This is a genomic window from Longimonas haloalkaliphila (genome assembly GCF_055379825.1).
In genome coordinates, this window is record NZ_AP043948.1 from 1,881,949 (window position 1) to 1,907,013 (window position 25,065).

Annotated in this window: 20 protein-coding genes and 1 pseudogene; 13 read left to right on the forward strand and 8 right to left on the reverse strand. The window is 60.5% G+C overall.

The features are described 5' to 3' along the window. Positions 1 to 14: 14 nt before the first annotated feature. Entirely contained in the window at positions 15 to 596 is a 582-nt protein-coding gene (gene nadD / locus ACZ48V_RS07440; RefSeq protein WP_464543053.1) for a nicotinate (nicotinamide) nucleotide adenylyltransferase, read from the reverse strand. 112 nt (positions 597 to 708) lie between these two features. Beyond that, positions 709 to 1,557 (reverse strand): outer membrane protein assembly factor BamD, encoded by an 849-nt coding sequence (locus ACZ48V_RS07445; RefSeq protein WP_464543055.1) that lies wholly within the window; start codon positions 1,555 to 1,557, stop codon positions 709 to 711. A gap of 400 nt (positions 1,558 to 1,957) precedes the next feature. Here ACZ48V_RS07445 and ACZ48V_RS07450 point away from each other — a divergent pair, with 400 nt between their 5' ends. From ACZ48V_RS07450 to ACZ48V_RS07460, 3 genes are all read left to right on the forward strand, one after another. Then, positions 1,958 to 4,345: a choice-of-anchor B family protein gene (locus ACZ48V_RS07450; RefSeq protein ID WP_464543057.1), complete on the forward strand. Its 2,388-nt coding sequence runs from the start codon at positions 1,958 to 1,960 to the stop codon at positions 4,343 to 4,345. Between the two features lie 199 nt (positions 4,346 to 4,544). Beyond that, a complete protein-coding gene (locus tag ACZ48V_RS07455) occupies positions 4,545 to 5,837 on the forward strand; it encodes a hypothetical protein (protein ID WP_464543059.1) in 1,293 nt (430 codons plus the stop codon). A gap of 61 nt (positions 5,838 to 5,898) precedes the next feature. Continuing rightward, on the forward strand, positions 5,899 to 7,773 hold the full coding sequence (locus ACZ48V_RS07460; protein ID WP_464543061.1) for an FG-GAP repeat domain-containing protein: 1,875 nt from the start codon (positions 5,899 to 5,901) through the stop codon (positions 7,771 to 7,773). A 209-nt stretch (positions 7,774 to 7,982) separates the two neighbouring features. Here the strand turns inward: ACZ48V_RS07460 and ACZ48V_RS07465 are convergent, their stop codons facing one another. Further along, positions 7,983 to 8,966, reverse strand: a complete 984-nt coding sequence (locus tag ACZ48V_RS07465) for an SDR family NAD(P)-dependent oxidoreductase (protein WP_464543062.1) — start codon at positions 8,964 to 8,966, stop codon at positions 7,983 to 7,985. A gap of 144 nt (positions 8,967 to 9,110) precedes the next feature. Beyond that, on the reverse strand, positions 9,111 to 9,623 hold the full coding sequence (locus ACZ48V_RS07470) for an acyl-CoA carboxylase biotin carboxyl carrier protein subunit (protein ID WP_464543064.1): 513 nt from the start codon (positions 9,621 to 9,623) through the stop codon (positions 9,111 to 9,113). 109 nt (positions 9,624 to 9,732) lie between these two features. Here ACZ48V_RS07470 and aat point away from each other — a divergent pair, with 109 nt between their 5' ends. The 5 genes from aat to prmA all read left to right on the forward strand — a co-directional run bounded on the left by aat (position 9,733) and on the right by prmA (position 14,230). Continuing rightward, positions 9,733 to 10,374, forward strand: coding sequence for a leucyl/phenylalanyl-tRNA--protein transferase (aat, locus tag ACZ48V_RS07475; protein WP_464543065.1), 642 nt, complete (start codon positions 9,733 to 9,735; stop codon positions 10,372 to 10,374). A 153-nt stretch (positions 10,375 to 10,527) separates the two neighbouring features. Beyond that, entirely contained in the window at positions 10,528 to 11,466 is a 939-nt protein-coding gene (locus ACZ48V_RS07480; protein WP_464543066.1) for an N-acetylmuramoyl-L-alanine amidase-like domain-containing protein, read from the forward strand. 105 nt (positions 11,467 to 11,571) lie between these two features. Next, the gene (gene pfkA / locus ACZ48V_RS07485; RefSeq protein WP_464543068.1) at positions 11,572 to 12,555 is read left to right on the forward strand and encodes a 6-phosphofructokinase; all 984 of its coding nucleotides are present in this window, start codon (positions 11,572 to 11,574) and stop codon (positions 12,553 to 12,555) included. A 78-nt stretch (positions 12,556 to 12,633) separates the two neighbouring features. Continuing rightward, entirely contained in the window at positions 12,634 to 13,371 is a 738-nt protein-coding gene (ubiE, locus tag ACZ48V_RS07490) for a bifunctional demethylmenaquinone methyltransferase/2-methoxy-6-polyprenyl-1,4-benzoquinol methylase UbiE (protein WP_464543069.1), read from the forward strand. Beyond that, complete coding sequence (gene prmA / locus ACZ48V_RS07495; RefSeq protein WP_464543071.1) at positions 13,364 to 14,230, forward strand: 50S ribosomal protein L11 methyltransferase; 867 nt, start codon at positions 13,364 to 13,366, stop codon at positions 14,228 to 14,230. The genes ubiE and prmA overlap by 8 nt, the downstream gene beginning before the upstream one ends. Before the next feature lie 362 nt (positions 14,231 to 14,592). On the opposite strand, the gene ACZ48V_RS07500 is transcribed toward prmA, so the two are convergent. Continuing rightward, positions 14,593 to 14,829 carry a hypothetical protein gene (locus ACZ48V_RS07500; RefSeq protein WP_464543073.1) on the reverse strand — a complete coding sequence of 79 codons (237 nt, stop codon included), beginning with the start codon at positions 14,827 to 14,829 and terminating at the stop codon, positions 14,593 to 14,595. Between the two features lie 100 nt (positions 14,830 to 14,929). Here ACZ48V_RS07500 and ACZ48V_RS07505 point away from each other — a divergent pair, with 100 nt between their 5' ends. Then, entirely contained in the window at positions 14,930 to 15,157 is a 228-nt protein-coding gene (locus ACZ48V_RS07505; protein ID WP_464543075.1) for a transposase, read from the forward strand. A gap of 151 nt (positions 15,158 to 15,308) precedes the next feature. Here ACZ48V_RS07505 and ACZ48V_RS07510 read toward each other — a convergent pair. Next, a pseudogene (locus tag ACZ48V_RS07510) lies at positions 15,309 to 16,050 on the reverse strand (IS1 family transposase). Between the two features lie 532 nt (positions 16,051 to 16,582). Between ACZ48V_RS07510 and ACZ48V_RS07515 the strand changes: the two are divergent. Together ACZ48V_RS07515 and ACZ48V_RS07520 are read left to right on the forward strand one after the other, a co-directional pair. Beyond that, the gene (locus tag ACZ48V_RS07515) at positions 16,583 to 17,701 is read left to right on the forward strand and encodes an Mrp/NBP35 family ATP-binding protein (RefSeq protein ID WP_464543076.1); all 1,119 of its coding nucleotides are present in this window, start codon (positions 16,583 to 16,585) and stop codon (positions 17,699 to 17,701) included. Positions 17,702 to 17,871: 170 nt separating this feature from the next. Continuing rightward, positions 17,872 to 18,159 carry a NifU family protein gene (locus ACZ48V_RS07520; protein WP_464543078.1) on the forward strand — a complete coding sequence of 96 codons (288 nt, stop codon included), beginning with the start codon at positions 17,872 to 17,874 and terminating at the stop codon, positions 18,157 to 18,159. Positions 18,160 to 18,250: 91 nt separating this feature from the next. Here the strand turns inward: ACZ48V_RS07520 and ACZ48V_RS07525 are convergent, their stop codons facing one another. Continuing rightward, entirely contained in the window at positions 18,251 to 19,459 is a 1,209-nt protein-coding gene (locus ACZ48V_RS07525; RefSeq protein WP_464543080.1) for a M20 metallopeptidase family protein, read from the reverse strand. Between the two features lie 402 nt (positions 19,460 to 19,861). On the opposite strand from ACZ48V_RS07525, the gene ACZ48V_RS07530 reads away from it, so the two are divergent. Together ACZ48V_RS07530 and ACZ48V_RS07535 are read left to right on the forward strand one after the other, a co-directional pair. Continuing rightward, positions 19,862 to 20,707: a phenylalanine 4-monooxygenase gene (locus tag ACZ48V_RS07530; RefSeq protein ID WP_464543082.1), complete on the forward strand. Its 846-nt coding sequence runs from the start codon at positions 19,862 to 19,864 to the stop codon at positions 20,705 to 20,707. A gap of 617 nt (positions 20,708 to 21,324) precedes the next feature. After that, positions 21,325 to 21,915, forward strand: coding sequence for an AP2 domain-containing protein (locus tag ACZ48V_RS07535; protein WP_464538137.1), 591 nt, complete (start codon positions 21,325 to 21,327; stop codon positions 21,913 to 21,915). Positions 21,916 to 22,285: 370 nt separating this feature from the next. Here the strand turns inward: ACZ48V_RS07535 and ACZ48V_RS07540 are convergent, their stop codons facing one another. Then, positions 22,286 to 24,886: a S9 family peptidase gene (locus tag ACZ48V_RS07540; protein WP_464538138.1), complete on the reverse strand. Its 2,601-nt coding sequence runs from the start codon at positions 24,884 to 24,886 to the stop codon at positions 22,286 to 22,288. Positions 24,887 to 25,065: the final 179 nt, after the last annotated feature.

The window sequence follows — 25,065 nt, forward strand, 5'->3', positions numbered from 1 at the left end:
GAGAGACGGGCGGATCAGGAAGTGTAGAGCCCATGGGCACGTACGTACTGCCGAACCGCTTCTGGCACCATATACCGGATTGAGCGTCCGCTACGGCAGCGCTGGCGGATCTCGGTGCTCGACACTTCGAGCATGGGAGCGGCAACGTAGTGGGCTTGATTCGCGAACTCAGGCTGCGCGACAGCGTCCAGTCCGCCCGGCCGTTTGTACACGATCAGGTCCACAAGATCGGCGATGGCCGTCGGCTCGCGCCAGGTGTGAAACGTGTCGAGGCTGTCGCTGCCTATGATAAGAGAGAAGGTGGTGTCGGGATGCTGTTCGTGAAGCGCCTGCACGGTATCGATCGTGTACGACACGCCGGGCCGCTCGATCTCGATGTCGCAGACTGCGAATCCGTCATGCCCTTTGATCGCAGCGCGCGTCATGGATAGTCGATCGGCAGCTGGAGCAAGCTTGCTGTTCTCCTTGTGCGGAGGCGTTGCGTTTGGAATCCACCAGACGGCGTCGAAGCCGAACTGGTCGCGCGCCACCTCGGCAACGATGAGGTGAGCAATATGAGGAGGGTTAAACGATCCGCCGAAAAGGGCTACGTGCATGAACGCGCAGGAGCAAGCGATACGATACAAAAACAGGCAAGGCCCGGCACACAGAACGGGAACGCGGAGGCGGGTGCCAGGCCGGAAGGAAGAGGCAGCTATTGAATTGTCGCTATGGCGTGTCTTGCGCGATCTGCCCGTCTTCGCGCTCGCGGATGCGCTCAAGCCGCGACTGGGCACGCTCGTACTGACGCTCAGCATCGCTCAAGAGCGGGCTGTCGGGGAAGACCTGCGTGAGGCGCTCGTAGTTCGCGATAGCCGATTCAAGGCGTTCGGCCTGGCGCTGCGGGATGCTGCGGTCGCTGTATTCGATGTAGGTACGCATGGAGGCAAGCAGAGCCCGGTCGGCATAGTCGCTGTCGGGATACTGGTCAAATACGCCCTCGTACGTGAACGCTGCCGCACGGTACATGCGCCGCCGCTCGTACAGCTCGCCCGCTTCAAACTGCTTACGGGCCAGCTTATTGCGTAGCTCTTGCACCTTGGCCTGCGCATCATCAACGCGCTCATCGTTGGGGTAGCGCTGCATGTAAAGTCGGAAGTTTGCCAGCGCACGCTCCGTGTCGGTCTGGTCAAGCTTGTAATGCGGCGACTCGTTGTAGTACATGAGGGCGCGGCGGTACTCGGCCTCGGGAAGCCGCTCGTGGTTGCGATAGAGCTGTGTGAAGCGGTTGTACTCGGTCGCTGCCATCAGATTTTCGCTACGCTCTTCATGGGCACGAGCCAGCATGAACTGCGCACTCGGCGCCCACTCCGTACCGCGTCCGTACTGAAAAACCCCGCGATAATACTGGATAGCGGTTTCGTAGTCGCCTTCCTCAAACAGCGCAGACGCTTTCTGGTACGCTTCCTCAGCAGAGTTGTGCACAATGCGCTGGCTCCCTGAACACGCGGTCAGGAACAGGCCGCACAGGGCAACCCCGATGATAAGATAGCGCATGGCGCAAACAGAACGGTACATAGACAGCAGGTCGACAGCAAAAGACAAGAGTAAACAAATGCCACGGACCGGCCTTGAGCACAGCGCGTGGACCTATCTGGATAGCTACGGAGGCGTAACGTGTGCTGAAAAGGCTCTGTTCCTCTCGCAAACTGTTCACATCTGTGTACAGCATTTGATAACACAGCCTCCAATCACGCTAAACTTTTCTCGCAGGCTTCCCTATAACTGAAGTGTGAAAGCGGTGTATGTAACCCGATCAACACTTCGGTGTATACCTCTTAAATGGTCGCGTATCGCTTTTGCGTCGCACACAACCATCGCATCATCGCACGCGCTCTGCGTTGTGTCTGGGGGCGGCTCTACGTGAAGCCCCGACCCATTTTTCGTTCCATCGTTTCTTTGCTCTGACCGACTCGTTATGAATCGACTTTTACTTTATTTATGCAGCGTGCTCCTGCTTGTGGGCGGCCCGTCAGCCGTTGCACAGTCCTCCGCATTTGGGACAGTAGGTAGCGCCGCCGACGGATTTAGCCGTGCGCTTGGCGTGCACGGCGACCTGGTTGTAGCCGGTGAGCCCGACATGTTGCATACGCCCGGCCTCGTATACGTCTTCGGCCCCGACGCTGACGGCACATACGCCGAACAGGCTCGCCTGCGCGCCGAAAACGGCACAGTAGGCGACGGATTCGGAAGTGCCATCGCTGTTGGATCTGACCAACTCGCTATCTCGGCACCCACCGCCGAGCCTTTCGGAGCCGTCTACCTGTTTAGCCAGGAGGACGGAGCATGGGCACAGACCCACGCAATGACCCCGGCTGACACCCTCGACGGATTTGGTAGCAGCGTTGCCCATGCCGGCGATCTGATCGTAGCAGGCGCCACGGCCCACGATGATCGCAAAGGAGCTGCTGTCGTGTTCTGGAATGATGGCGACACCTGGCAGCAGAGCCGCATTTCTACAGAAGGAATCGATCTTGACGACCGGGCCAACTTCGGCAACAGCGTAGCCGTGCACAATGGCACCGTGTTCGTGAGTGCCCCCGGGCATGAGCGCGGTGTTGTCTTTGCCTTTACCTACGACGAAGAGAGCGGCGCCTGGGTTGAGCAAGACCGCATCACCCACGATAACTTGACCGGCGGTGCGCAGTTCGGCGCCTCGCTGGCCGTGCAAGACGGTGTGATGCTCGTCGGTGCTCCCCGTCAGGATGCGGGTACCGGTGCTGTGTTTGCTTTCAATTACGAGGCAGATATTGACGCATGGGCCCCTGCACGTGGACTCGCGCCCTTCGACGGCGTTGACCGTTCGCGCTTCGGCACTGCCGTTGCGTTCGACGGCACCAACGCCTGGATCGGCGCCCCCAATGCCGATAGCCGCCGCGGAGGCGTCTACCGCTACACCTACGAAGACATGCAGTGGACCTCGGCCCAGCGCGTCTTTGTACCGGAAACCGAGTCTGGATTTCAGCTGGGTGCAACACTCGCTGCCAACAGCAGCGTAGTTGCTGCCGGTCTGCCGGGCGGAGCCAACAGTGCAGGCAAAGCCGCTATCCTGAGGCAAGACGCAGGCACCTGGATGGCGCACCAGCATGTTGAAGGAGCCCTCGATGCCGGACTGCAAGCTCACACGGGCGGAGAAGCAGTCTGTGAAGACGGCACTGCAGGCGCGTTCGACTGCGACCGCATCGACATGCTCTCGTTCTTGCCGATTCATGAAATTGGAGGCGAGCGCGGCATCAGCACCAACGATGTTTGGGGCTGGACCGACCCAGAAACCGGCCGTGAGATCGGCCTCGTAGGGCGCACCAACGGGCTTGCATTTGTGGACGTGACCGATCCAGTAAACCCGGTCTTCATCGGCGATCTGCCGATGACCGAAGGCGCTCGCTCCAGCGCCTGGCGTGATACGAAGGTCCACAATAACTTTTCGTTTACCGTCTCCGACAACGCAGGTGAGCACGGCATGCAGATCTTTGATCTGACCCAGCTGCGCGAGCACTACGACACCGAGGAGCCGGTCACGTTTGAGCCGACTGTGCTCTACGACCGCATTAACAGCGCGCACAACGTTGAGGTCAACACCGAGACCGACTTTGCCTACATCGTAGGCAGCAGCGGGGGCGGCGAGACCTGCGGAGGCGGCCTGCATATGGTTGACATCAGCGATCCGCTCAACCCGGACTTCCGCGGCTGCTTCGCCGATGAGCGTACCGGACGCAGCGGCACCGGCTACTCGCATGACGTGCAGTGCGTGATCTACGACGGTCCCGACGAACGCTACCAGGGCCGCGAGCTCTGCTTCGGATCCAACGAAACAGCGCTCAGCATCGCAGATGTGACGGATAAGGACAACCCCGAAGCCGTCTCGGTTAGTAGCTACCCGAACGTGGGCTACACCCACCAAGGCTGGCTCGATGAAGATCACCGCTACTTCTACATGAACGATGAGCTCGATGAGCTGCAAGGGCTGGTCGATAACACGCGCACGCTCATCTGGGATCTCGAAGATCTTGAAGACCCGCAGATGGTCAACGAGTTCTTCTTCGAGACTACCGCAAGCACGCATAACATCTACATTCAGGATAACCTGATGTACCTCTCGAACTACCGCGCCGGACTCCACCTGGTTGATATCACCGACCGTGCGAATCCAACCGTGATTGGGCAGTTCGACACGGCACCGTTCCAGGAAGGGCCTGGCTTCTCGGGTTCGTGGAGTAACTATCCGTACTTCGAGAGCGGAACGATCCTCGTGAACAGCATTGGCGAAGGGATCTTCATGCTGCGCCCGCAGCAAGATCCGTTGTAGCCACTGCGCGGTGTGCTACGGCACAGCGCTACGGCATAGCACCGTGGCGTAACACCCTGGTGCAACGCTGTTACATCGCGTACACGATATGGAAAGGGGGCGGCTATCATATACGAGGAGCCGCCCCCTTCCCGTTGTGTAAAATACCCCCCTGCCTTTACCTCAACTTCGACCCGTCTCACTCAAGCTCATACCGGCTATGCGTTTCCGCCGCCTCTTCCTCGCTACGGCAGCCTGGCTGCTGATAGCAACCCTTCCTGCGCTTGCGTTCGCAGGGCAGAACGATACCGTTGATTCGCCCGATACGCCGCCGCGTCTCTACGTCGCCAACCAGGGCGAAGCGACCGTATCCATCATTAACATGGACACCCATGAGATCGAGACCACCGTCGATCTCACCGAACTGGGGTTCTCATCTAACGCCAGCCCCCATCACGTGATTGGCGAACCCGATGGATCGGCATGGTACGTGTCGCTGATCAGCGAGAACACCGTGCTCAAGTTCAACGCCGAAAACGAACTCGTCAGCCAGGGCACGATGGAAGCGCCGGGACTGATGGCGCTTCATCCCGAGCATAATCAGCTCTTCATCGCCCGCTCCATGATGGCCGTGAGCCCGCCGCAGCGCATCGGCATGGCCCCGCGCGATGATCTCGCTGCGCTCGAAGAGGTCGATGTGTTTCTCGACCGCCCGCATGCGCTCACCATCCCTTTCGATGGAGCCTTCGTCTACTCTGCAAGCCTCGCTACCAACCAGCTGATCGGACTCAACGTGGAAACGCAGCGCGGCCAGCTTACTCCGCTCAGCGGCATGACGCACGTCATCGTGCAGCTGGCACCGGACCCCAACGGCACGCAGATCGTGGGTACCGGACAGCTTACCGCGCAGCTGCTCTTCTTCGACCGCGCGGGCGACGGACGCCTCACGCTGATCGATGAGGTTGCAGTAGGCGCACAGCCCTGGCATCCCGTCTATAGCCCCGACGGAAGCCGCATTTACGTCCCCAATAAACAAGACAATACCATCAGTGTGGTGGATGCGAACGAGCGTGCCGTAATCGAAACGATCGCCGACGACTCGTTTGTGCAGCCGCATGGAGCCGTGCTCTCACCCGACGGACGCTACCTCTACGTCTCGAACAATCATCAGCGGCAGATGATGGAAGAGATGGCACGCGACATGGGCATGGACGCCAGTGCGATGGGAGATGAACACGGCGACGACGAGCACCGCAACCACGAACATCATGATCACGATGGTGACCACGAGCACCACGATCATGGCGATGATCATGCGCATGATAGCGAGCACGAAGAGCACGAGCACGAAGAGCACGAGCATGCTACACACGACGGGCATGATGGGCACGGCCACGAAACCGATGACCGTCGCGGAACGATCAGCGTAATCGACACGGAAACCTTCGAGGTCGTCCGGGTCATTGAAGTGGGCGTCTACCCGACCGGCATCGGGACACAGATGAGCTACTAAGGAGCGATCTGTGGTGCCTTCCTGCTCGTTCAAGACCCTCCACCGTCATTCAATACGCTGTATGATTCGTTTCTGGCCCCTGTGTACCCTGCTCGTAGCCGTTGCATGTGCTCTGTCTGCCTGTGGAGGCAGTGGTGCAGCGGTCGATACCGACCCTGAAGAACCAGCCCCCATGTTCGAACGAGCTATCGCTCCGTTCACCGTGCTGGATGCGGAAGGGGAGCCGTACGCCCATCCGTTTCTGGGTGGATTCACCAACCCGCGTCCGCAGTTTGTGGACATCAACGGCTCCGGCGCGCCCGATCTTTTTGTGCAAGAGCATAACAACCAGCTCATGTTCTTCCAAAATGAGGGCGGCAGCGAAGGCGACCAACTCGTGTGGAAGACCGATCGCTTCCAGGAGCTGGAGGTAGGAGAGTGGTTCCGTTTTGTGGACGTGCGTCAGGATGGCACGTACGACCTGCTCACCGAGTCGCCGTACAACTTCATCCGCTACTACCGCAACGTGGGTACCACGCAAGAGCCGGAGTTTGAGCTGGCTGCTGATACGCTCCGCGACGTACAGGGGGAGCCGATCTTCTCAGATCGGCAGAACATCCCCAACATCGCCAGCCTTAGCTGCAACGGCATGCCCGACCTGCTGCTCGGACGCATGGATGGAACCATCACCCGCTACAGCGCCGACTCGTTCGACGAGGCCGGGGTGCCGGTTTTCCGCCACGTCACGGATAATTTTGAAGGCATCGAGATCGTCGAGGAGTTTGGACCGATGCCATCGGCTGCGCACGGGGCTAACTCCCTCACGTTTGCCGACGTCAACAACGACGGCGTAATCGACCTGCTCTGGGGCGACTTCTTCGAATCGAGTCTGCTCTACTTCGAAAATCGCGGTTCGTGTGGACGGCCCGATCTGACGGGCGCCCCCGCTCCGTTCCCCCGGCCCGAGCCGGTCGCCTCCAGCGGATACAACGCCCCCGCGCTCACCGATTGGACCGGCAACGGGCAGCTCGACCTGTTCATTGGCGTGCTCGGAGGGGCCTACGATCCAAACTCTACGCTGTCCGATAACTTCTACTACTACGAAGCGCATGACGACGGCACCCACACGAAGCGTACCGAACGCTTTCTGAATGGCATTGACGTGGGAAGCGAAACCAGCGCTGCGTTTGGCGACCTGACAGGGAACGGCGCCCCAGATATGCTTCTGGCCAACCGCATCGCTCCCGACGACCGGCAGACCTCGCACGTGTTCTTCTTTGAGAATACGGGCACGGCGTCTGAGCCCCAGCTGCAGAAGCGGCGTGTACTCGACCTGCCGCCCAACTACCACTACGCCCCGGCGCTGGCCGACCTGACCGGCAACGGACAGCTTGACCTGGTCGTAGGCATGTGGAACGGGAGCCTGGCCGTACATAAAAATGTGTCGGAGCCTCATGACGGCTCCGTTGCGTTCGACCCAGAGCCTGCTTTCACGTTCGAACTGCCCCGGAGCGGCAATGCCAACCCGGCGCTGTTTGACGCAACCGGAAACGGACAGCTCGATCTTGTAGCCGGGGCCTCCAACGGACGCCTGTATCTCTTCGAAAACACCAGCGCCAATGGGAACGTCTCGTTTCAACTCAGCGAGGAGAGCGATCTGTTCGACGCAGTGAAGCGAGACCGGCGCAGCGCCCCGGTCTTCGAAGACCTGACGGGTAACGGCCTGCTCGATCTGGTTGTCGGGTCAGAGCAAGAGGGGCTCGTTGTGCACCGTAACATAGGCACGCAGGGGGCGCCCCGCTTTACCGATGAGCCCGAACAGCTTCCCGTTGCTGCGCCTGGGCAGGCCACGCCCTCGTTCGTGCGCTGGTTTAATGACGAACGCCTGATGCTGATGGTCGGCACGGAAAGCGGCGGCGTGGAAGCCTACGAGATGAATGTCCCACTGCCGCAGTAATAGCTTCGCAGTAGTGGCTTCTTAGAACCTGTTTTGATTTCTTAATTTGGGCTCCGAGCGGCGGCGCTGGACTGGGGCCGAAGGGCATGCCCCTGGTGCAAATTGCCCCCGATGTCGGCCCGTAGCCCCGGCTACGAACCGCCATCGGGGTCTAATTTTCGCCTCAGCGGCGCTCGCTCTCGCCTGCAAACCAAAAACCAAACAGGCTCTTAAGCTGCCTCACGTGTTTCTCCGGCAGCGATGCGAGCCGCAGTATCGCGAAATGGGCGGAAGGTGCAGTCGAGTTCGGTGCGGGCCCGGGTGGTGTCGTAGCGCATTGTTTTGGCAGCCGTACGGGCCATGCTACGCGAAAAGCGCGGGGTAGAGCGCGTAACCCAGCCCCAGGCCTCAGCCGCACGTCCGGCCGCGCGAAGCCATGACGCTGGAATAACGCGCTCTGGAGCCGACACTTCGTGCGCTTCAGCAAGCGTGTGGATGATGCGGGCCCACGATATGTTCTGGCTTCCCAGAATGTACCGCCGCCCGGTTTCGCCGCGTAGCATCGCCCGGCGCATCCCCGTGGCTACGTCTTCAGCATCAACCACGCAGGTGCCTCCTGGAGGCACTCCCGGCAGGCGCTCGCGGCGCACCGCCTCAACCAGGCGATGCGTGCTCGCATCCGGGCGCCCCGTGCCGAAGACAAGCGCCGGGTTCACAATCACCGCATCGAGCCCCTCTGCAATCCCCCGGTGCACCTCCAGCTCCGCCTCGCGCTTCGTCTGCGCGTATGCCGAGCGTCCGGGCGTGCCTGCCCACGGAGTCTCCTCCGAAATGAGGACGTCCGAGTCGTCGGGGCGGCCCAGCGCGGCAATGCTCGACGTGTGCACCAGCCGCGCGACGCCCTCCTCGCAGGCTGCATCCACCACGTGAGCGGTGCCGTGCACATTGACCGGGCGCAGTGTGCGCAGGTCGGCACCGAGGTCGACGCGCGCAGCCACATGATAGACATGCGTAATGCCACGAACCGCCTCGCGCACCGATAGCGGGTCGGTCAGGTCGCCCACTACGTGCTCCACCTGCTGCGCCGTTTCGCCCAGCGCACCCAGTGGAGAAGAAGCACGCCGCAAGATACGCACCGAGGCATCTTGCGCGACAAGCTGGCGCACCAGCGCCGATCCGACAAGTCCGGTGGCTCCGGTAACAAGAATACACATGAAGGGGCGATGTACAGACAAAAGCAACAGAAAAAACGCCAACACAAAAGGCAACGATGCGGCCGCCGCCGCACAACAGCAATTGCGCATCCGCGAGGATAGCGCACCGGCGATAACACACTGGCGAGAGCCAAAAAGAAGCAGCTACGCGTCCAGGTCAAGCTCAATGAGAAGCGTATCTTTGTCAACGGCATCGCCCGCAGCAACGTGGATGGTTTCGACCGTGCCGGCGGCAGGCGCCGACAGTTCGTTCTCCATCTTCATCGCTTCAAGCACCACCAGCCCCTGATCGGCCTCGATCGCGTCGCCCTCCTCTACGAGTACGTCAAGCACCAGCCCCGGCATGGGCGCGCGCAGTTCAGCTTCGCCCGCATCGGCCGCATCCTCTAACCCAAACGCTTCCAGCAGCATGGCCCGTTCGTCTTTCACCCGTACCACTGTCATCCGCCCGTTAATGGTAACGCGATAGCGGTTGCCGTCGACCGGTTCTACCGCGGCCGACACGCTCTCGCCATCAACCAGCAACGACAGATAGCCGTTGCCAACACGCTCTACAGAGATGTCGTGGGTGGCACTGTCGACTGCCAATCCCTCGTCGGTAACGGTCAGGTCGAAGGAACGGACGTCAAGTTCAGCGCGGTACGAGGTATCAGACATGGGCAGGGGCGGTTAGGTTTTTGTTCAAGGCGTGACGATAACATACGAACGCGCAGACTCATTCACAGTTTGAGTTGCGTAAATCTGTTTTGATTTCCCCACATGGTGCATGTCCGATACCCTCTCCGCCGATCAAGTGCTCTGGGCCTACACGCAAGGTCTCTTCCCCATGGGCTCGCCCTACGCACAGACCATTCAGTGGTATGCGCCAGATCCGCGGGGGGTGATCCCGCTCGACACGTTCCACATGCCTCACAACCTGGCCCGGCACGTACGGCGGGGCACCTTCGAGGTAAGCGCCGACGTCGCCTTCGAAGAGGTCCTGGCTGCATGCGCCGATCGCGAGGAGACCTGGATTACCGCGCCCATCAAAAACGTATACATCGAGCTGCACGATCGCGGCTTCGCTCACAGCGTTGAATGCTGGGCCGACGGTGAGCTCGTAGGCGGACTCTACGGCGTAGCGATGGGGGGAGCGTTCTTTGGCGAGTCCATGTTCTTTCGCCGTTCCAACGCCTCAAAGGTCGCACTTGCCCACCTGGTACGTCAGATGCGGGCCGGGGGGTACACGCTTCTCGATACGCAGTACACGACCTCACACCTGGAGCGCTTCGGGGCCCACGAGGTGCCCCGGCCCCGGTACCTCAGCGCGCTCCGCACATCGGTTTCGCTCAACCCCGTGTGGTGGCCCCTGCCCGACGAACCCTTCGACACCCTTCCGGATATGAAGGAAACGCCGCCCGAGTGGTAGCCTCCGCGCATCATGCCGTATGCTATATGCCGCGTCATACCATGCTGCACGTCAGGAACGCTCTTGCGGCATCTTCTGGGCGGCATCTTTTGGGATCCGCACCGGGGCCGCCCCCTCGGATCGTTTAACCTTGACCTTGTCCGCCGCCTTGCTATGCTTCGTTTTGCCGTGTTCACGATGGGGCTTTTCACCCTGTTCGCATGCAACACCAATTCACCCTCCCCCGAGTCTCCCAATGAGCATGGCACGCCAGCAGCCTCCGCATCTACGGCCAGCGAAGAAGCGCAGACCGCTCCGCCCGCGCCCGACTCGCTCACCGAAGTGCGGTTTGATCGCCTCATCGACCACGCACATAGCGAAGCGCTGCACGAGGTCCCGCTGGGCCGCGCCATGCAATCGATTGGGCAGCAGCTCATCGGATCCCCCTACCTCGAACACACGCTCGATACGACCCCGGACGAGCGGTTGGTAACGCGCCTTGACGGATTCGATTGCGTCACGTTTGTTGAGGTAGCGCTTGCGCTGGGGCGGGGCGTTCACGCGCAGGACTACAGCTTCGCCGGATATGCCGATCGCCTGCAGGAGCAGCGCTACCGCGACGGCGCCACGCCGGGCTACTGCGAACGCCTGCACTACTTTAGCGAGTGGATTGCCGATAACCACGACCGCGGCATCGTGCGCGACATCACGGCCGACCTGGGCGGAGAGCGGGTCGACCGGCCGCTTACGTTTATGAGCGAGAACCGCGAGGCATACGCGCGCTTCGCCGACAACGACAGCCTCTACGCATGCGTTCAGGAGATGGAAGCCAGCCTGCAGGCCCGTGCCCATCACTGGCATGTGGTGCCCGAGGATCAGATTGATGCCGTGGCCAGTCAGATCGAAGCCGGTGACATCCTGGGCCTTGCAACCGACATCAGCGGACTCGACATTGCACACACCGGACTGGCGTTTCGTGGCGAAAACGGGCAGCTCGGCGTACTACATGCCTCGCTTAGCGGCGAAGTGCTTGTTTCGCCCGATCTTCAACGGTACGTCCAACAGATCGGTCATCAGATCGGTATCGTAGTAGCACGTCCGCAGGTCCAGTAGACCCCGGACGGTAAAATCCGTAAATCCCGTGCAACTCGGGAGCTGCGGCTGCAGGCTCTGTCATAACTCTCTAAACTCTCTGTTACGAACACAACGTGCTCTGTCATGAAAGATATCCAACGGATCGGCGTCTACACCAGCGGGGGCGATGCACCCGGCATGAATGCCTGCCTGCGTGCTGTTGTGCGTACGGCCCTGGCCAACGACCTCGAAGTGATGGGCATTCGGCGCGGATACGAGGGGATGATTGAAGGCGACTACGTAGAGATGGATCGCCGGTCGGTCTCGAATATCGTGCAGAGCGGAGGAACCGTACTCAAGAGCGCGCGCTCTCCGGCGTTTAGAGAACCTGAAGGACGCGCTCGCGCTGCCGAGATGCTAAAAGAATACCGTATCGATGCACTCGTCGCTATTGGAGGCGACGGTACGATGCGCGGCGCCCATGTCTTCCACGACGAGCACGACGTGCCCGTTGTAGGCTGTCCGGGTACGATCGACAACGATCTGTACGGCACCGACACGACGATCGGGTACGACACTGCGCTCAACACCGCGATTGAGAACATCGACCGGGTACGCGACACGGCCGACGCACACAACCGCCTCTTTCTCATCGAGGTGATGGGGCGCGATGCCGGATTCATTGCCCTGAACTGCGGCATTGGCGGGGGCGCAGAGATGGTGCTTATCCCCGAAACCATTACCGAAATGGAGGTGGTGAAAGAGCGTATCCTCTCGCTCATGTCGGCCCAGCGGCGCTCCACCATTGTAGTCGTAGCCGAAGGCGACGAACTCGGCGGGGCACGCGGCATTGAGCAGGCCCTGCTCGACGATGCGGACTTCGACGAGATCGATCTGCGCTCTACGATCCTCGGGCACATTCAGCGGGGCGGCTCGCCCACAGCCAGCGATCGCGTGCTGGCCAGCCGCCTGGGCGTAGGCGCCGCCGAAGCCCTGCTTGACGGACACTCCGAGGTCATGGTCGGCATCGTAAACCACGAGGTGAAGCTGACGCCGCTCCGCAACGTCTGGGGTCGCAAAAAGAGCATCGACTATGACTTGCTAAAGCTCACGCAGATTTTGAGCTAAACGCTGCGTGCGGGGCACTTTCAAGGCGGCAGATCGGTATCACCTGCATTCAAACTCCCTGTCACGACCTACCTGCCCATGCCTACGCATCCCCCTATCGGAGAGGTTGCGGGTAAGCGCGAACACATCGAGGCTATGTTCGATGCGATTGCGCCCCGCTACGACCTGCTCAACCGCATTCTGAGTCTCGGCATCGACCAGTACTGGCGCCACCGCGCCATCGACCTGCTGCGTTCGGAGCGCATCACACGGCTCATGGACATGGCGACTGGCACCGCCGATCTTGCTATCATGGCCGAAGAAGAGCTGCATCCGCGCGAGGTGGTGGGGGTCGACATCTCCGCTGAAATGCTACGCTTCGGCCAGAAGAAGCTCGACCGGCGCGGACTCAACCCGCGCATCCAACTGGTTCAGGCTGATGCGGCGGCGCTTCCGTTTGCCGACGATAGCTTCGATGCCGCCCTTGTGGCCTTCGGCGTTCGCAACTTCGAAGACCTCAACGCCGGGCTTCGCGATATGCGCCGCACCATTCGTCCCGGTGGGGTACTGGTCGTGCTGGAGTTCAGCCATCCGCGCGGGGCCCTCATGGCGCCGCTCTATGACTGGTACTCGCGCAACGTACTGCCACGCATCGGCGGCACGCTGAGTCCCGACGCCGGTGCCTACCAGTACCTGCCCGACTCGGTTGCAGCCTTCCCCGACGGCCCCGACTTCCTCGACCGGATGCACGAAACCGGCTACACGGACTTGCGGTGGGAGCCCCTTACGTTCGGGATCGCCTCGCTCTATCGCGGACGCGTACCTGCTCATGACTGATTCCAGCATGAATTCCAACGTACCAACCATTGAGGTTTGCATCGAGGGTGCAGCGGCGCGGCATGACGCCCTCACAGCATTGCTCGAAGCACGCGGCGCACACGGGTTTCAGACCGATGCGGTGTTTCGGGCGTACGTGGCTGCTCCGGATTGGAGCGAGGCCGACACGCAGGCCGTGCAGGACTGGCTTGACGCACACGCCCCTGAAGCGACGCTATGCATCAATACGATTGCGGCGCGCAACTGGAATGCAGAGTGGGAGGCCTCGGTCAAACCCCAGCATATCGGACCGTTCTTCGTGCGTCCGTCGTGGTCCGATGCCGCGCCTCCCCCCAACGCGTACCCGCCGCTCGTCATCGACCCGAAGATGAGCTTTGGCACCGGCTACCACCCGTCGACCCGGCTTGTGCTTGAGCTGCTAACCCAGGTGCTACTGACCGATGCCCATGTGCTCGACGTGGGCACCGGCACGGGCATCCTGGCCATTGCTGCGTGCCGGGCCGGGGCCGAGTGTGTCGATGCCTGCGACGTCGACGCAGGGACCATTGAGAATGCGGAGGAGAACATTAAACAGAATGGGGTGGTCAACTGCGTTACGGTGCACCATGGCACGATACAGGCGGTGCCTGAGCGTCCGGTAGATGTCATCCTTGCCAACATCCACCGGAGCGTTCTCATCGACCTGATGCCCGAGTTTGCAGCTCGAGTGCGTCCAGGAGGCGCCTGTATCTGCTCAGGCTGTCTCCCCGACGACGCTCCTGCTATGCGAGAGGCTGCGCGTGCGCATGGCTTTGCTGTCACGAACGAACGCACCCACGCGCCTTGGTGGGCTGTACACCTGACGCGTGCGGCGGCGTGAGTTGTATTCAGGGTGGGCTCCTTGTCTTGGTAGGGGTGTGATGATAAGAAACTCGGTAGTGGGTAGACGCTAAGTGATAAGTGATAAAGTGAAGAGACATCGCACCTCGTTTCGCTCGCCCCCCTCTCCCTTATTCCGCTTCGCTCCATCAGTCGTCCTACGGGCTCGTGTCGGGCTTCTGCCCCGTTTTCACGCAGAGGATACAAGTGTCCCCAGCCAGCTATGGAAGTCCTCTGACAAAGAGAAAATTAGCGTACGCCAGCTGATTTCAGAATCTTAAAGAGCCGTTACGATAACAGCCCCACAAAACGTAGGGACGCCCTGAATCTGACATGTCCGGCATGTACGTCTACCGCACGACACTAATGCGCGTGGTGGTCTGGAACTGCTCCCCCGTCATGCGCAGGAAGTACGTGCCGCTGCTCAGGCCGTCGGCTCCGGGCTGCACCGTGGCGCTTCATCTCGTTGGGCGCCATCGGGCCGTCGTAGACCGTCGTAACGCGCCGCCCAAGCACGTCGTAGATCTGCACCCGCACGTGCTGTTGCTCATCGACAGCGCCCTCAATGGTCAGTTGGCTCTGCACTTGGAATGCCCCCAATAAACTGATCGAGGTCGTATGTTATGTCGTGCCCCTTAAACCAGACACGACATTATGAAGAAGCATCCCCCTCGAACAGATCATCACCAAGCTCCGCAAAGTGGAGCGACTCACTGCGGAAGGCTCCACCGTCAAGGAGGCGGTCAAACAGATCGAGGTCAGCGAGCAAACCTACTATCGCTGGCGCCACGAGTACGGCGGCATGCAAAAGAACCAGCTCAAACAGCTGAAGGCGCTCTATAAAGAGAATGCTCGCTTAAAGAAGCTCGTGGCCGAGCAGGCCTTGGACGTCGATATTTTGAAGGAGGTCGCTGAGGGAACCTTCTAAGCCCGTCGCGCCGCCGGCTGGGCACAAGTGAGAACGGATGCACTCGCCTGAAGGCAGCCTCCCCGAACCAAGCACCATCAGCTTATGCTGCTGAACTTAAACGAGCAACTACTCCTGAACCGGCACTGGCACTAACGGTAGCGGTAAGATGTTAAGTGACGCTTCGGTTGTACCGTGCGATAAACAGCCGGGTCGTCAAGTGCAGCATGCGTTCAGACTCGGAGGCCGCTCGGACTCGGAGGCTGCTCGTGTCTGACGCACATAGCGAGCCAACCGCTGCCGAAGCAGGCCAAAGAACCGTTCGACATGCGAACACTCGCCGCTGGCTTTGCCTACTTGCTCATGCTTGGGATCGTCCTTGAACACCGGCTGATACGCGGTCCAGAAATCGCTGAAGCTCTGTGCCGCACGATAAGACGCAGGGATTCGGCTCCAGAGCCGAGCACAGGTCCGAGCGCTCCGGTCTCCAATCACAAACGCTACGACTTGCCGGGTGCGCCGACATAGAGCAACCCATAGCCATCGCTTATTGGAACGCTTTTGGACGTAGGTCCAACATTCATCAAGTTCAAGCAGGTCATCGGCTTGGCCGGGCTCTACTTCGTGGGCGACTGCGTCGAGGAGGCGTCCCTTTTTTTGAGCCACCGCGAAAGCGTCGGACGGCTGACCCCAAAGATCCGCTCTACAGCGCGCATTGAGCCGCGCTCGTGGTAGGCCTGAAGAATGCGTTTTTTCTCTTCCTCAGAGTAGCCTCGGGGCGTCGGATCGATCACGCCGTAGGCCCCGCAGTCCTTGCAATGATACTGCTTATTGCCGCAGACATTCTTGCCGTTTTTGACGATGTTTGCGCTTTCGCACTTTCGGCACTGGTAGGTTGTGGTCTCTTCAATCATCGGTCGAAAATCAATCGGTCGAAGAACGACTTGAACGAAAGTCACAACACGCATCCGAACTGTATCGCTCGCATCATTTAATGTTTGCCCGCTACCGCACTAACATAACCTCTGGTACAAAGAACGGTGACATTCCAACCCGAATAGCGCACAACCCACCAAGTCACGAGACGGACGCTGCATGAGCAGACGTATCTTTTGAAGCGCGATGTTCGGTGAAGCGTAGAACGCGTGTAATCGATAACTCAAGTTGCCATCTACATGGCTATCATTTTAAGCGTAGTGGTGCCGACGGCTGTCGGTAGAAAATCTCCGTATTACACCTGTTGGGCTCCCAGCGGGAGAGATTCCCACGAGGGAGACCTGTCGGCCCCTTCGTACAACAGGCATGACCTACGGACCGCGCTGCATGACACCCTGTTGAATCCCCCCTGTACACGCCCTGCCAGAGGAACAATGCGCTTGCAGGCAAGGTGCACAATACGCGCTCATCTCCACCCGTTTTCCGCCCGCTCAACAAGCTACTGCTGATATGGCCGTGTCCCGACAAGCCGTCCTCAACGCCCTCAAGCACGTCATTGAGCCCGATCGCGACCAGAACATCGTGCGTCTCGACCTGGTGCGCAACCTGCAAGTGAGCAACGACCGCGTGTCGTTCACGGTCGTCTGTCCCGAGCCGGGCACGCCCTTCGAAAAGCAGGTAGCCGAAGCCTGCACCCGGGCCATCCACGACGAGGTCGCCCCCTCGCTGGATGTCGACGTTGAGGTGGATGCAGAAATGATCTCATTGGGCGACGACATTGCCGTGGGCGATCAGAGCGGCGATAAAGAGCCCGAAAACAAAGGCGTACAGAACACAATTGCCGTGGCTTCAGGCAAGGGCGGCGTGGGCAAGAGCACCGTGGCCGTGAACCTGGCGATTGCGCTGGCCGAGCAAGACTACAACGTTGCCCTGGTAGATACGGACATCTACGGCCCTTCCATTCCGACAATGATGGGGATGAAGGGCAAGAAGCCGCGTGTGAACGACCAACGCAAGATCGTGCCGCTTGAAAAGCACGGCATCAAGCTACTGTCGATGGGCTTCATGGTCGACCCAAACAAAGCCGTCATCTGGCGCGGGCCCATGGTTACGAAAGCCATCCGACAGTTTCTGGGGGATGTGCACTGGGGCGAAATCGATTACATGGTGCTCGACTTGCCCCCCGGCACCGGCGACATCCAGCTTACTATTGTGCAGACCATTCCGCTGACGGGCGCAATCATCGTATCCACCCCGCAAAACGTGGCGCTCGACGATGCCCGTAAGGGCGTGGCCATGTTCGACAACGTGGATGTGCCCGTGCTCGGCATCGTAGAGAACATGGCCTACTTCACGCCGCCCGACCTGCCCGACCGTAAGTACTACCTGTTCGGTCAGCACGGCGCGCAGGATCTGGCACGCGACCTGGAGGTGCCGTTTTTGGGTGAAATTCCCATCGAGCAGTCCGTGCGTGAAGGAGGCGACGAAGGCGAGCCTGTCGTGCTCCGCAACCCTGATTCGCTTTCGGCACAGGCCTTTCGGCAGATTGCTGAGCGCTCGGTGGAGCAGGTCGAGATTCGCAATGCAACGCAAGACCCCACAGATAAGGTAGAGATTCTCTATCGATAGCGGCCCTCTCGGTATCGCTCAAACTACGAGCCACGCACTACGCTGCATCAAATACTACGTTGCATCAAATTGCGCGAGGCGTGATCTTTTCCAGAGCGTCTCCGTATGCTTTGTGCGAGGTTACCTAATGTGGCTCCGCCCGACTGCTTATCGTACAACCTGTTGGTATTATGTCTGATTCTGCTGCCTCAAACGCTGAGGCTTCCATCGATCCGGAAATGCGCGATCAAATTGAGGAAGCGCTCGACACCATTCGCCCGTACCTCATGGCCGACGGGGGCTCGGTGCGTCTGCTCAACGTAACCGACGATAACGTCGTCGAGTTGGAGCTCCTGGGCGCGTGCGGCACCTGTCCCATGAGCACCATGACGCTGCGCGCGGGCATCGAACAGGCCCTGAAACGCTCGGTACCGCAGGTGCAGCGCGTGGAAGCCGTCAACGCCACTTCGCCCGCTTGATCTGCCCCCTTATTGCACCACATGCAACCGCCCACCCGGACACATCGTCGGCGTGGGCGGTCTCTGTTCGGGGGATACGCAACACACCGCCTCAGCCGCGCGATGCCTCAGCCCCATATCGCCACGCCAGGTACGCCATGAAGCCCGCACCCGTTGAGAGCGCGTCTTCGTTGATCGTGAAGCGCGATGTGTGCAGCCCGTGCGTGTCGTGACCGGGGGCGCTGCCCGTACCCAGCCGGTAGAAGCTGCCCCGACACTCCTGCAAGTAGTAGGCAAAGTCCTCGCCCGCATACCACTTCTCCAGGTCGATAGTGCGGTCTTCGCCCACGTAGTCCAGCGCAGCGTTGCGAGCCAGGGCCGTGGGGGCATCGTGATTATAGAGCGCCGGGTAGCCGGTTTTTACATCCACCGTGGCGGTGGCACCGTGAGCCTGCGCAGTCTGTGTGGCGATGCGCTCAATGAGCCCGTGCGCCTTCTGCCGCCACGCCTCATCCATCGCGCGGAACGTGCCCTCAATTTGCACGGCATCGGGGAGCACGTTGGTGGCGCCGTCGGCCTGCACGCGGCCCAGCGACAGCACGCTTGGCACATCGGGCGGACGGTGGCGGCTGTTCACGGATTGCAGCGCGATAACCACATGAGCCGCTGCTACCACTGCATCGCTCGACAGTTCGTGCGGGGCGGCGGCGTGTCCGCCCTCGCCGTGAATCGTGAGGTAGATCTCGTCCGCCGAGGCCATGTACATGCCGCTGTGCACGCCAATCGTACCCGCAGGCAGGTCGGGCGCAACGTGCTGTCCGTAGACGACCTGTGGGGCCGGGCTATGTTCATCGTCGTCGAGCACGCCTTCTTCGATGAGAAACGGGGCCCCGCCTGGGAGACGCTCTTCGCTCGGCTGAAAGCAGAACCGGATTGCCCCGTGAATATCCTCGCGCATCCCTTCGAGAATATACGCAGCGCCAAGCAGCATCGCCGTGTGCGCATCGTGTCCGCAGGCGTGCATCGTGCCGTCGTTCTGAGAGGCGAAGTCCAGCCCCGTCTCCTCCTGGATGGGCAGCGCATCCATATCTGCCCGCAAAAACACCGTAGGGCCCGGCTTCTTGCCCTGGAGCGTAGCCATCAGTCCCGTATCATACAGGCCCGTGCGCAGGGGCAGGTTGATCGGGGCGAGCGCATCGGCCACAAACCGGGCTGTCTGCATCTCTTCGGTTGAGAGTTCTGGCTGCTGGTGTAAAGCGCGTCGCCAGGCAATGACGTCGGCTTCGTAACGGGTGGCAGCGGTGCGGACGGCGTCGAGCATAGCAGGAGGGTAGGATACAAGAATCGTAGGACAGAAGAACGGGTATCGCTTCACAAACAAGCAACAGGGCAATCAGATTCGCCAGGCACGTCTCAGGTAGCAGATGGTTTGCGCAGGCAGGTGCGTGCGGCCGGCGGGGCTATCGCTAACGCAACTCATAGGGGAATGCGGAGCATTCGTATTGAGCTTGCCGGAATACGATACACGGCATAGAGGGCACATCGGGAGAGAGAATCATATGCGTGCAGCAGGCATTACAATACAGTAACGCTGCTTGACATAAGGCTCCACGTGCATTGTCATGTGCGATTTGCCTCGTGAAGCCTCTCCGCTTTGGAAGCGGTTCCGAGAAGCAGCCGCATGTGTTCGCTGTATCGCCCACACTACTGACTATTACTTGCTATGGATTCGAATACCGCCTCTGCAGAGACCGCTTCGCAGGCAGCCGACGAGCGCTCGGCCTATGAAAAAGCACCTGCCGACGGACAAGAGATCGATCCGCGATGCGTTCCTCAGAATCTGGAGGAGGAGCCGCCCGTGGGCGACGAGATTGCATACCCCGATTACGACGACGATCGCCACGAGATCTGGGGCACGCTCGTTGAGCGCCAGATGGAGCAGCTCCCCGGCCGGGCGTGCGACGCGTACACGCGTGGCCTCAACGTGCTCGACATCACCCCGAACCGCATTCCCAAGCTAAGTGCGCTAAGCCGCAAGCTTGAAGACCAGACCGGCTGGCAGGTAGCACGGATTCCGGGGCTGCTGCACGAGAAGGACTTCTTCACGCTGCTCGCCAATCGTAAATTTCCGTCGACTGATTACGTACGCAACTGGGACGAGCTCGACTACACGCCGGCGCCCGACTGCTTCCACGATATGTTTGGGCACATGCCGATGCTCACGCAGCCGGACTTTGCGGATTTCTACCAGCTCTTCGGCAAAGCTGCGCTGAATGCCGAGGGAGCCGACCGGCCGCGCCTGGAGCGCTTCCACTGGTTCACAGTAGAGTTTGGGCTCCTGAATGAAGGGGGCGACACCCGTATCTTTGGGGCTGGTATCGTGTCGTCGAACGAGGAAGTGACCCACGCGCTCTCCGATGAGGTAACCACCCACGCGTTCGACCCGGCACACATCACGGAGAAAGACTACGAGGTCTACAATCTACAGGATGAGCTCTTCGTGATGGATTCGTTTGAGCAGCTGGTCGATGGCTTCCGCTCATGGACGAAGAGCCGTGGACTGCTATAGGCCGTTCATAACACATCGTTCATAACGCATCTGAGATAGCGTCAAGAGAGACTGCGCGTAGCTCTTCCCACCTCGGTTGAAAAGCCGACTACGAGGCCCACCCCGCCACCCTGGCGCGGCGGGCCTCGCCATGTTTGGGGAGGCAGGTGGTTAGATGGTACTACGCACAGTTGCCCCAGGCCCGATTCATGGCGCAGAACCGTTACCTGGTTGCATCAAACGAAGAAGTATGTTCATGCTGCTTTACTTTGCACGCTATGATGACCACCTTGGTGTAACGAAGTAGAATCGTCTCCGACACCATGAAAGACGGTCTGCAAAGACGATCTGGGGCGAGGTTCTGTGAAAGCGGGCCGTGCAGGCTACAGAAGGAGGCGGGGGTAGAGGTGCTCAAACACTTGCTGATTACAGCTTGCATTCATATATTTCCAAGTCGGCAGTTGGTCTTTGTTTCGACAGCGACTGATGCCGCTTACGAAAACGGGCATTCACAACCCACCCATGCCACATAATTTGTGAGGGGGCGGTGCATGCCTGTGCAGGCCCGTGTGGTAAGATCAACACGCCTGTTCCGCTCCAAGTCCGACATTGATTTTTATCATTATAAAGATAGAACGATGAGCGATAAGCCGAAGAATATATTTCGAATCGATATCGAGCCGACTCCTGAACACCCTGACCGCCATCCGACGCACGGGTGGCAGGTACGCATCAAGCGGCAGAAGAAGCAGCACACCAAGTACTTCTCTGACAAGCGCCATGGCGGCAAAGACGAGGCGCTTCAGGAGGCGATTGCCTACCGCGACGAGCTACTGGACGAGCTTCCCGACCCGATGGACCCTGTTCGACGATCGGCAGAGGCGCGCTCAAAGACCGGGGTTATCGGGCTTAACTTCTGCTGGAAAGACGATGGCAGCGGTACGGCCAAGCCCTACGTGCAGTTAAGTTGGCTGGAGGGTGACGGCACGCGCCGTAGCGCGGCGTACTCAGTGCGCAAGTGGAACCTGCGCCGCGCCGTGTGGAAGGCTTGCGTGCGTCTCCACAAAGCACGCACCGAACACCACGCGGGCGAGATTGAAGAGGTCAACGAGATGTTCCAGACCGCTTATCCAAACATCCGCGAGCAGTACAACGAGGGGCCTGAAGGCGAGGGGCTTCCCGAGCATGAACAGGCAGCACCTGAAAAAGCAGAGGCTGCCGCCATGTAGCCTCGAAAACGAATAAGCTGGAGAAAAGGGAGCAGCCCCATTCCGCTCGGTGGAGAAAACATCCTAACAGGGCGGGCGAAAGTAGACGGGGGGTGTCCGCTTCAGAAAGAGATAGTTCCGAGAAAAGATAGTTCCGCGAAGAGGGGGCCATGCAAACCGCTGGTACCAGGTGTAGAGCACACCGCTACACCCACAAACGGCACTAACGCAAACGGCACTAAGGCGATTGGGCCTCAGTGCCGTTTTTGTATCGGCAAATAACAAGAAAGCGTAGAACGGACGCGAGCCTACGAGGAGATGGTCTCGCGACAGAAGCCACCGCTTCTGCAAGACCATCTCCTCTGCAGGAGCACCTCCTTTACAGAGCCACTCATTCTACGTAGCGCGTCATGAACTCGTAGATACGGAGCACCCGGTCGATTCGCTGACTGGGATCGCCGGTGCGCGAAAGATCGTGTCCGGCATTGGGGTAGCGCACGTACTCCACAGGCCGACCCAGCAGCTTGAGGCTCCGGTAGAGCATCTCGCTCTGTATGACACCGGTGCGCAAGTCGTTGCTTGCGTGCATAATGAGCAACGGCGTCGTGATCTGGTCGACATACGTAAGCGGAGAGTTACGGATCAGCGTGCTACGCGCGGTGTCGAGCGAGTCCGTGTACACGCTCACGGTATCGGCGGGGGCGTTCACCGGTGGCGGCACGTTGCCCTCCCACGGAAAGCCGCCGAAGTGAGAGGGTACGAGGCGCCAGGCGTTACCCTCACCGAGGAACGTAGGCAAGTCGTACACGCCGCGCTGCGCCACGGCCGCGTCGAAACGGTCGGTCTGGCTTACGATCCAGGCCGTGAGGTAGCCGGCATACGAGCCGCCGGTAAGGACCTGCCGGTCCGCGTCGATCCATTCGTTGTTAGCGATCGCGTAATCGGTCGTAGCGAGCACATCGCGCATTGGGCCGGTGCCCCAGTCGCGGTAGTTCGCCCGGCGAAAGTCGTTGCCGTATCCGCCTGAGCCACGCTGGTTATTGTACACCACGGCAAATCCCTGTCCGGTCATGAACTGAAACTCATGCCACATCGAGGCCTCTCCGGGTCCCCACATGGCAGACGGGCCGCCGTGCATCTGCACCATGAGTGGATAGGCAGCCTCCTGGCGCCGGTCAACCTCGGTCGGCGGCATCAGCCAGCCGTCGACTGCAAACGTGTCGCTATCGGTCTCCATGGTGACCGAAAACGGCTCCGGGCGGCTGATCACGCGATTGGCGAGCCAGCGTGCGTTGTGGCTGGACAGGCGCCGTTCATTCGAGAGGTCGGCGCTTGCCGCATAGAGCTCGAAGGGGTTCTCGATTTCGGTGACGACGTACACGGCTGAGGCGTCGGTAATGTCGAACGAGCGAATGCCGCGCTCAATCGAAGAGAGCTGCTCGGGCTGCAGCGCCTGCATCATGGTCGAGTCGGCCTCGAACACGGTGCGTGAATCGGTCACCTCGGGAGGCTGCATCGCTCCGTTCTCGGCATCGGTGGTGTCGCGAGCAAATGGAGCAAAGCGGTAGAGCGGAAAGCCGCCCTCCGCCGGCGCCGTGGCGTAGACGTACCATCCGTTGGGCGACCAACGCGGCGTGCCCACCGACCGGTCGAGTCCGGCTGTGATGAGCTGGGGCTCGGTGCGGCCATCCATTGCAAAGATGCCGATCTGGGGCTGTGCGTAGCCAGCAGCCGTCGTATCCGACGCCGTAAAGGCCAGCTGGGTGCCGTCGTCCGTCAGGCGTGGGTTAGAGAGCGCATACGGGTCGATCTGCAAGAAGCGCTCGGCCTCGCGGGTATCGGGATCAACGAGTACGATGTGGCGAGCCCGCACGTCGTCGGGGTGGCGCCCGTCGAGCGGACGCGTGCTGGCGACCATCTGGTTGGTGCTGTTGAGCCACTGCCCACCGCTGTAGCTGCGAAAGCCCTCCGTAACGCGGGTAGCGGTAGGCTGGTCCGGGTCGCCCGTCCAGATTGTGCCGGGCACATCGACCGTAAAGTAGTGCTGAAACGAGATGAGTCCGCGCAGGTCGAACTCGCCCTGGAAGTCGAGGCGCGTAATCACATCCGGGTTGCGCTCGCTGGCGCGCTCGTCGAGCCACTGGCGCTGCAGAGGAAGTGGGCCGTCAGGCGAGGGCGACACGGGCTGCTCCACCGAAATGGTATCGACGATAGCGCGGCGGGTCAGCGCATGGGCGCGCAGCGAATCTACCCGCATGGGGGCATCACGCGCGCTCAGGTAATCGGCATCCATGCTGAGAGCCGACAGGTCTACATCTGTTGCCAGCGTATCGAGGGTGCGATGCGCCAGCGTATCCCGCAGCACAAGCCGATCTACCGTAGGGGCGCTGTACGCGGTGGAACGGTTTGCGATGCCAGGGCGAGCCTCAAACCATGCGGGCACCGGATCGCCCTGCGCGGCCAGCGAGTCGCCCGGCACCGAGGCAGCGAAGAGCAGGCGGCGTCCGCCATCGATCCACTGCGGCTGCGAGGCGCCGTACGGATGCGCGGTAAGCTGGTAAGGCTCGCCGCCGGTAAGGCGCGTTACGAAGACTTGAGGCGTACCGTCTACGCTGCGTACAAAAGCGATCTGGTCGCTATCTGGATGCCAGACAGGCTGCGAGGCCGAGGCGCCCCGCGTAAGCGGCTCCGGTGCCATGCGTCCGTCGGGGCGAGCCACATACAGCTGTGTGCGGTACGTGCGGTCGCCATTGTCGGCATCCACAATACGCGTGACCGTGTAGACGGCGTGGCGTCCGTCGGGCGCAATGTGCACATCGCCCAGCTGGTGGATGCGAAACAGATCGCTGGCCTGGATGGGGGGGGGCGCATCTGCAGACTGGCCGCTTGTAGACGGACCGTTTACAGACTGTGCGCCTGCAGGCAGGGTAGGCCCGAGCGAAGCGCCAAGCCCGATAAAGGCTGCGACTAACAAAGAAACAAAAGTACGCATAAGCAGGAGGCAAAAATAAACCAGGGGGATGGGGAGAGGGCCCATCGAAACACCGCACCCAAACGCAGGGTGAGATGCGTCAACGCGCCCGTTACGCGTACGGAGCACCTGGTGGTATGCCATGGGTCGTATGCCATGGTGTGCCACCAAAAATGTAATCGTACACAATAACCGCTATC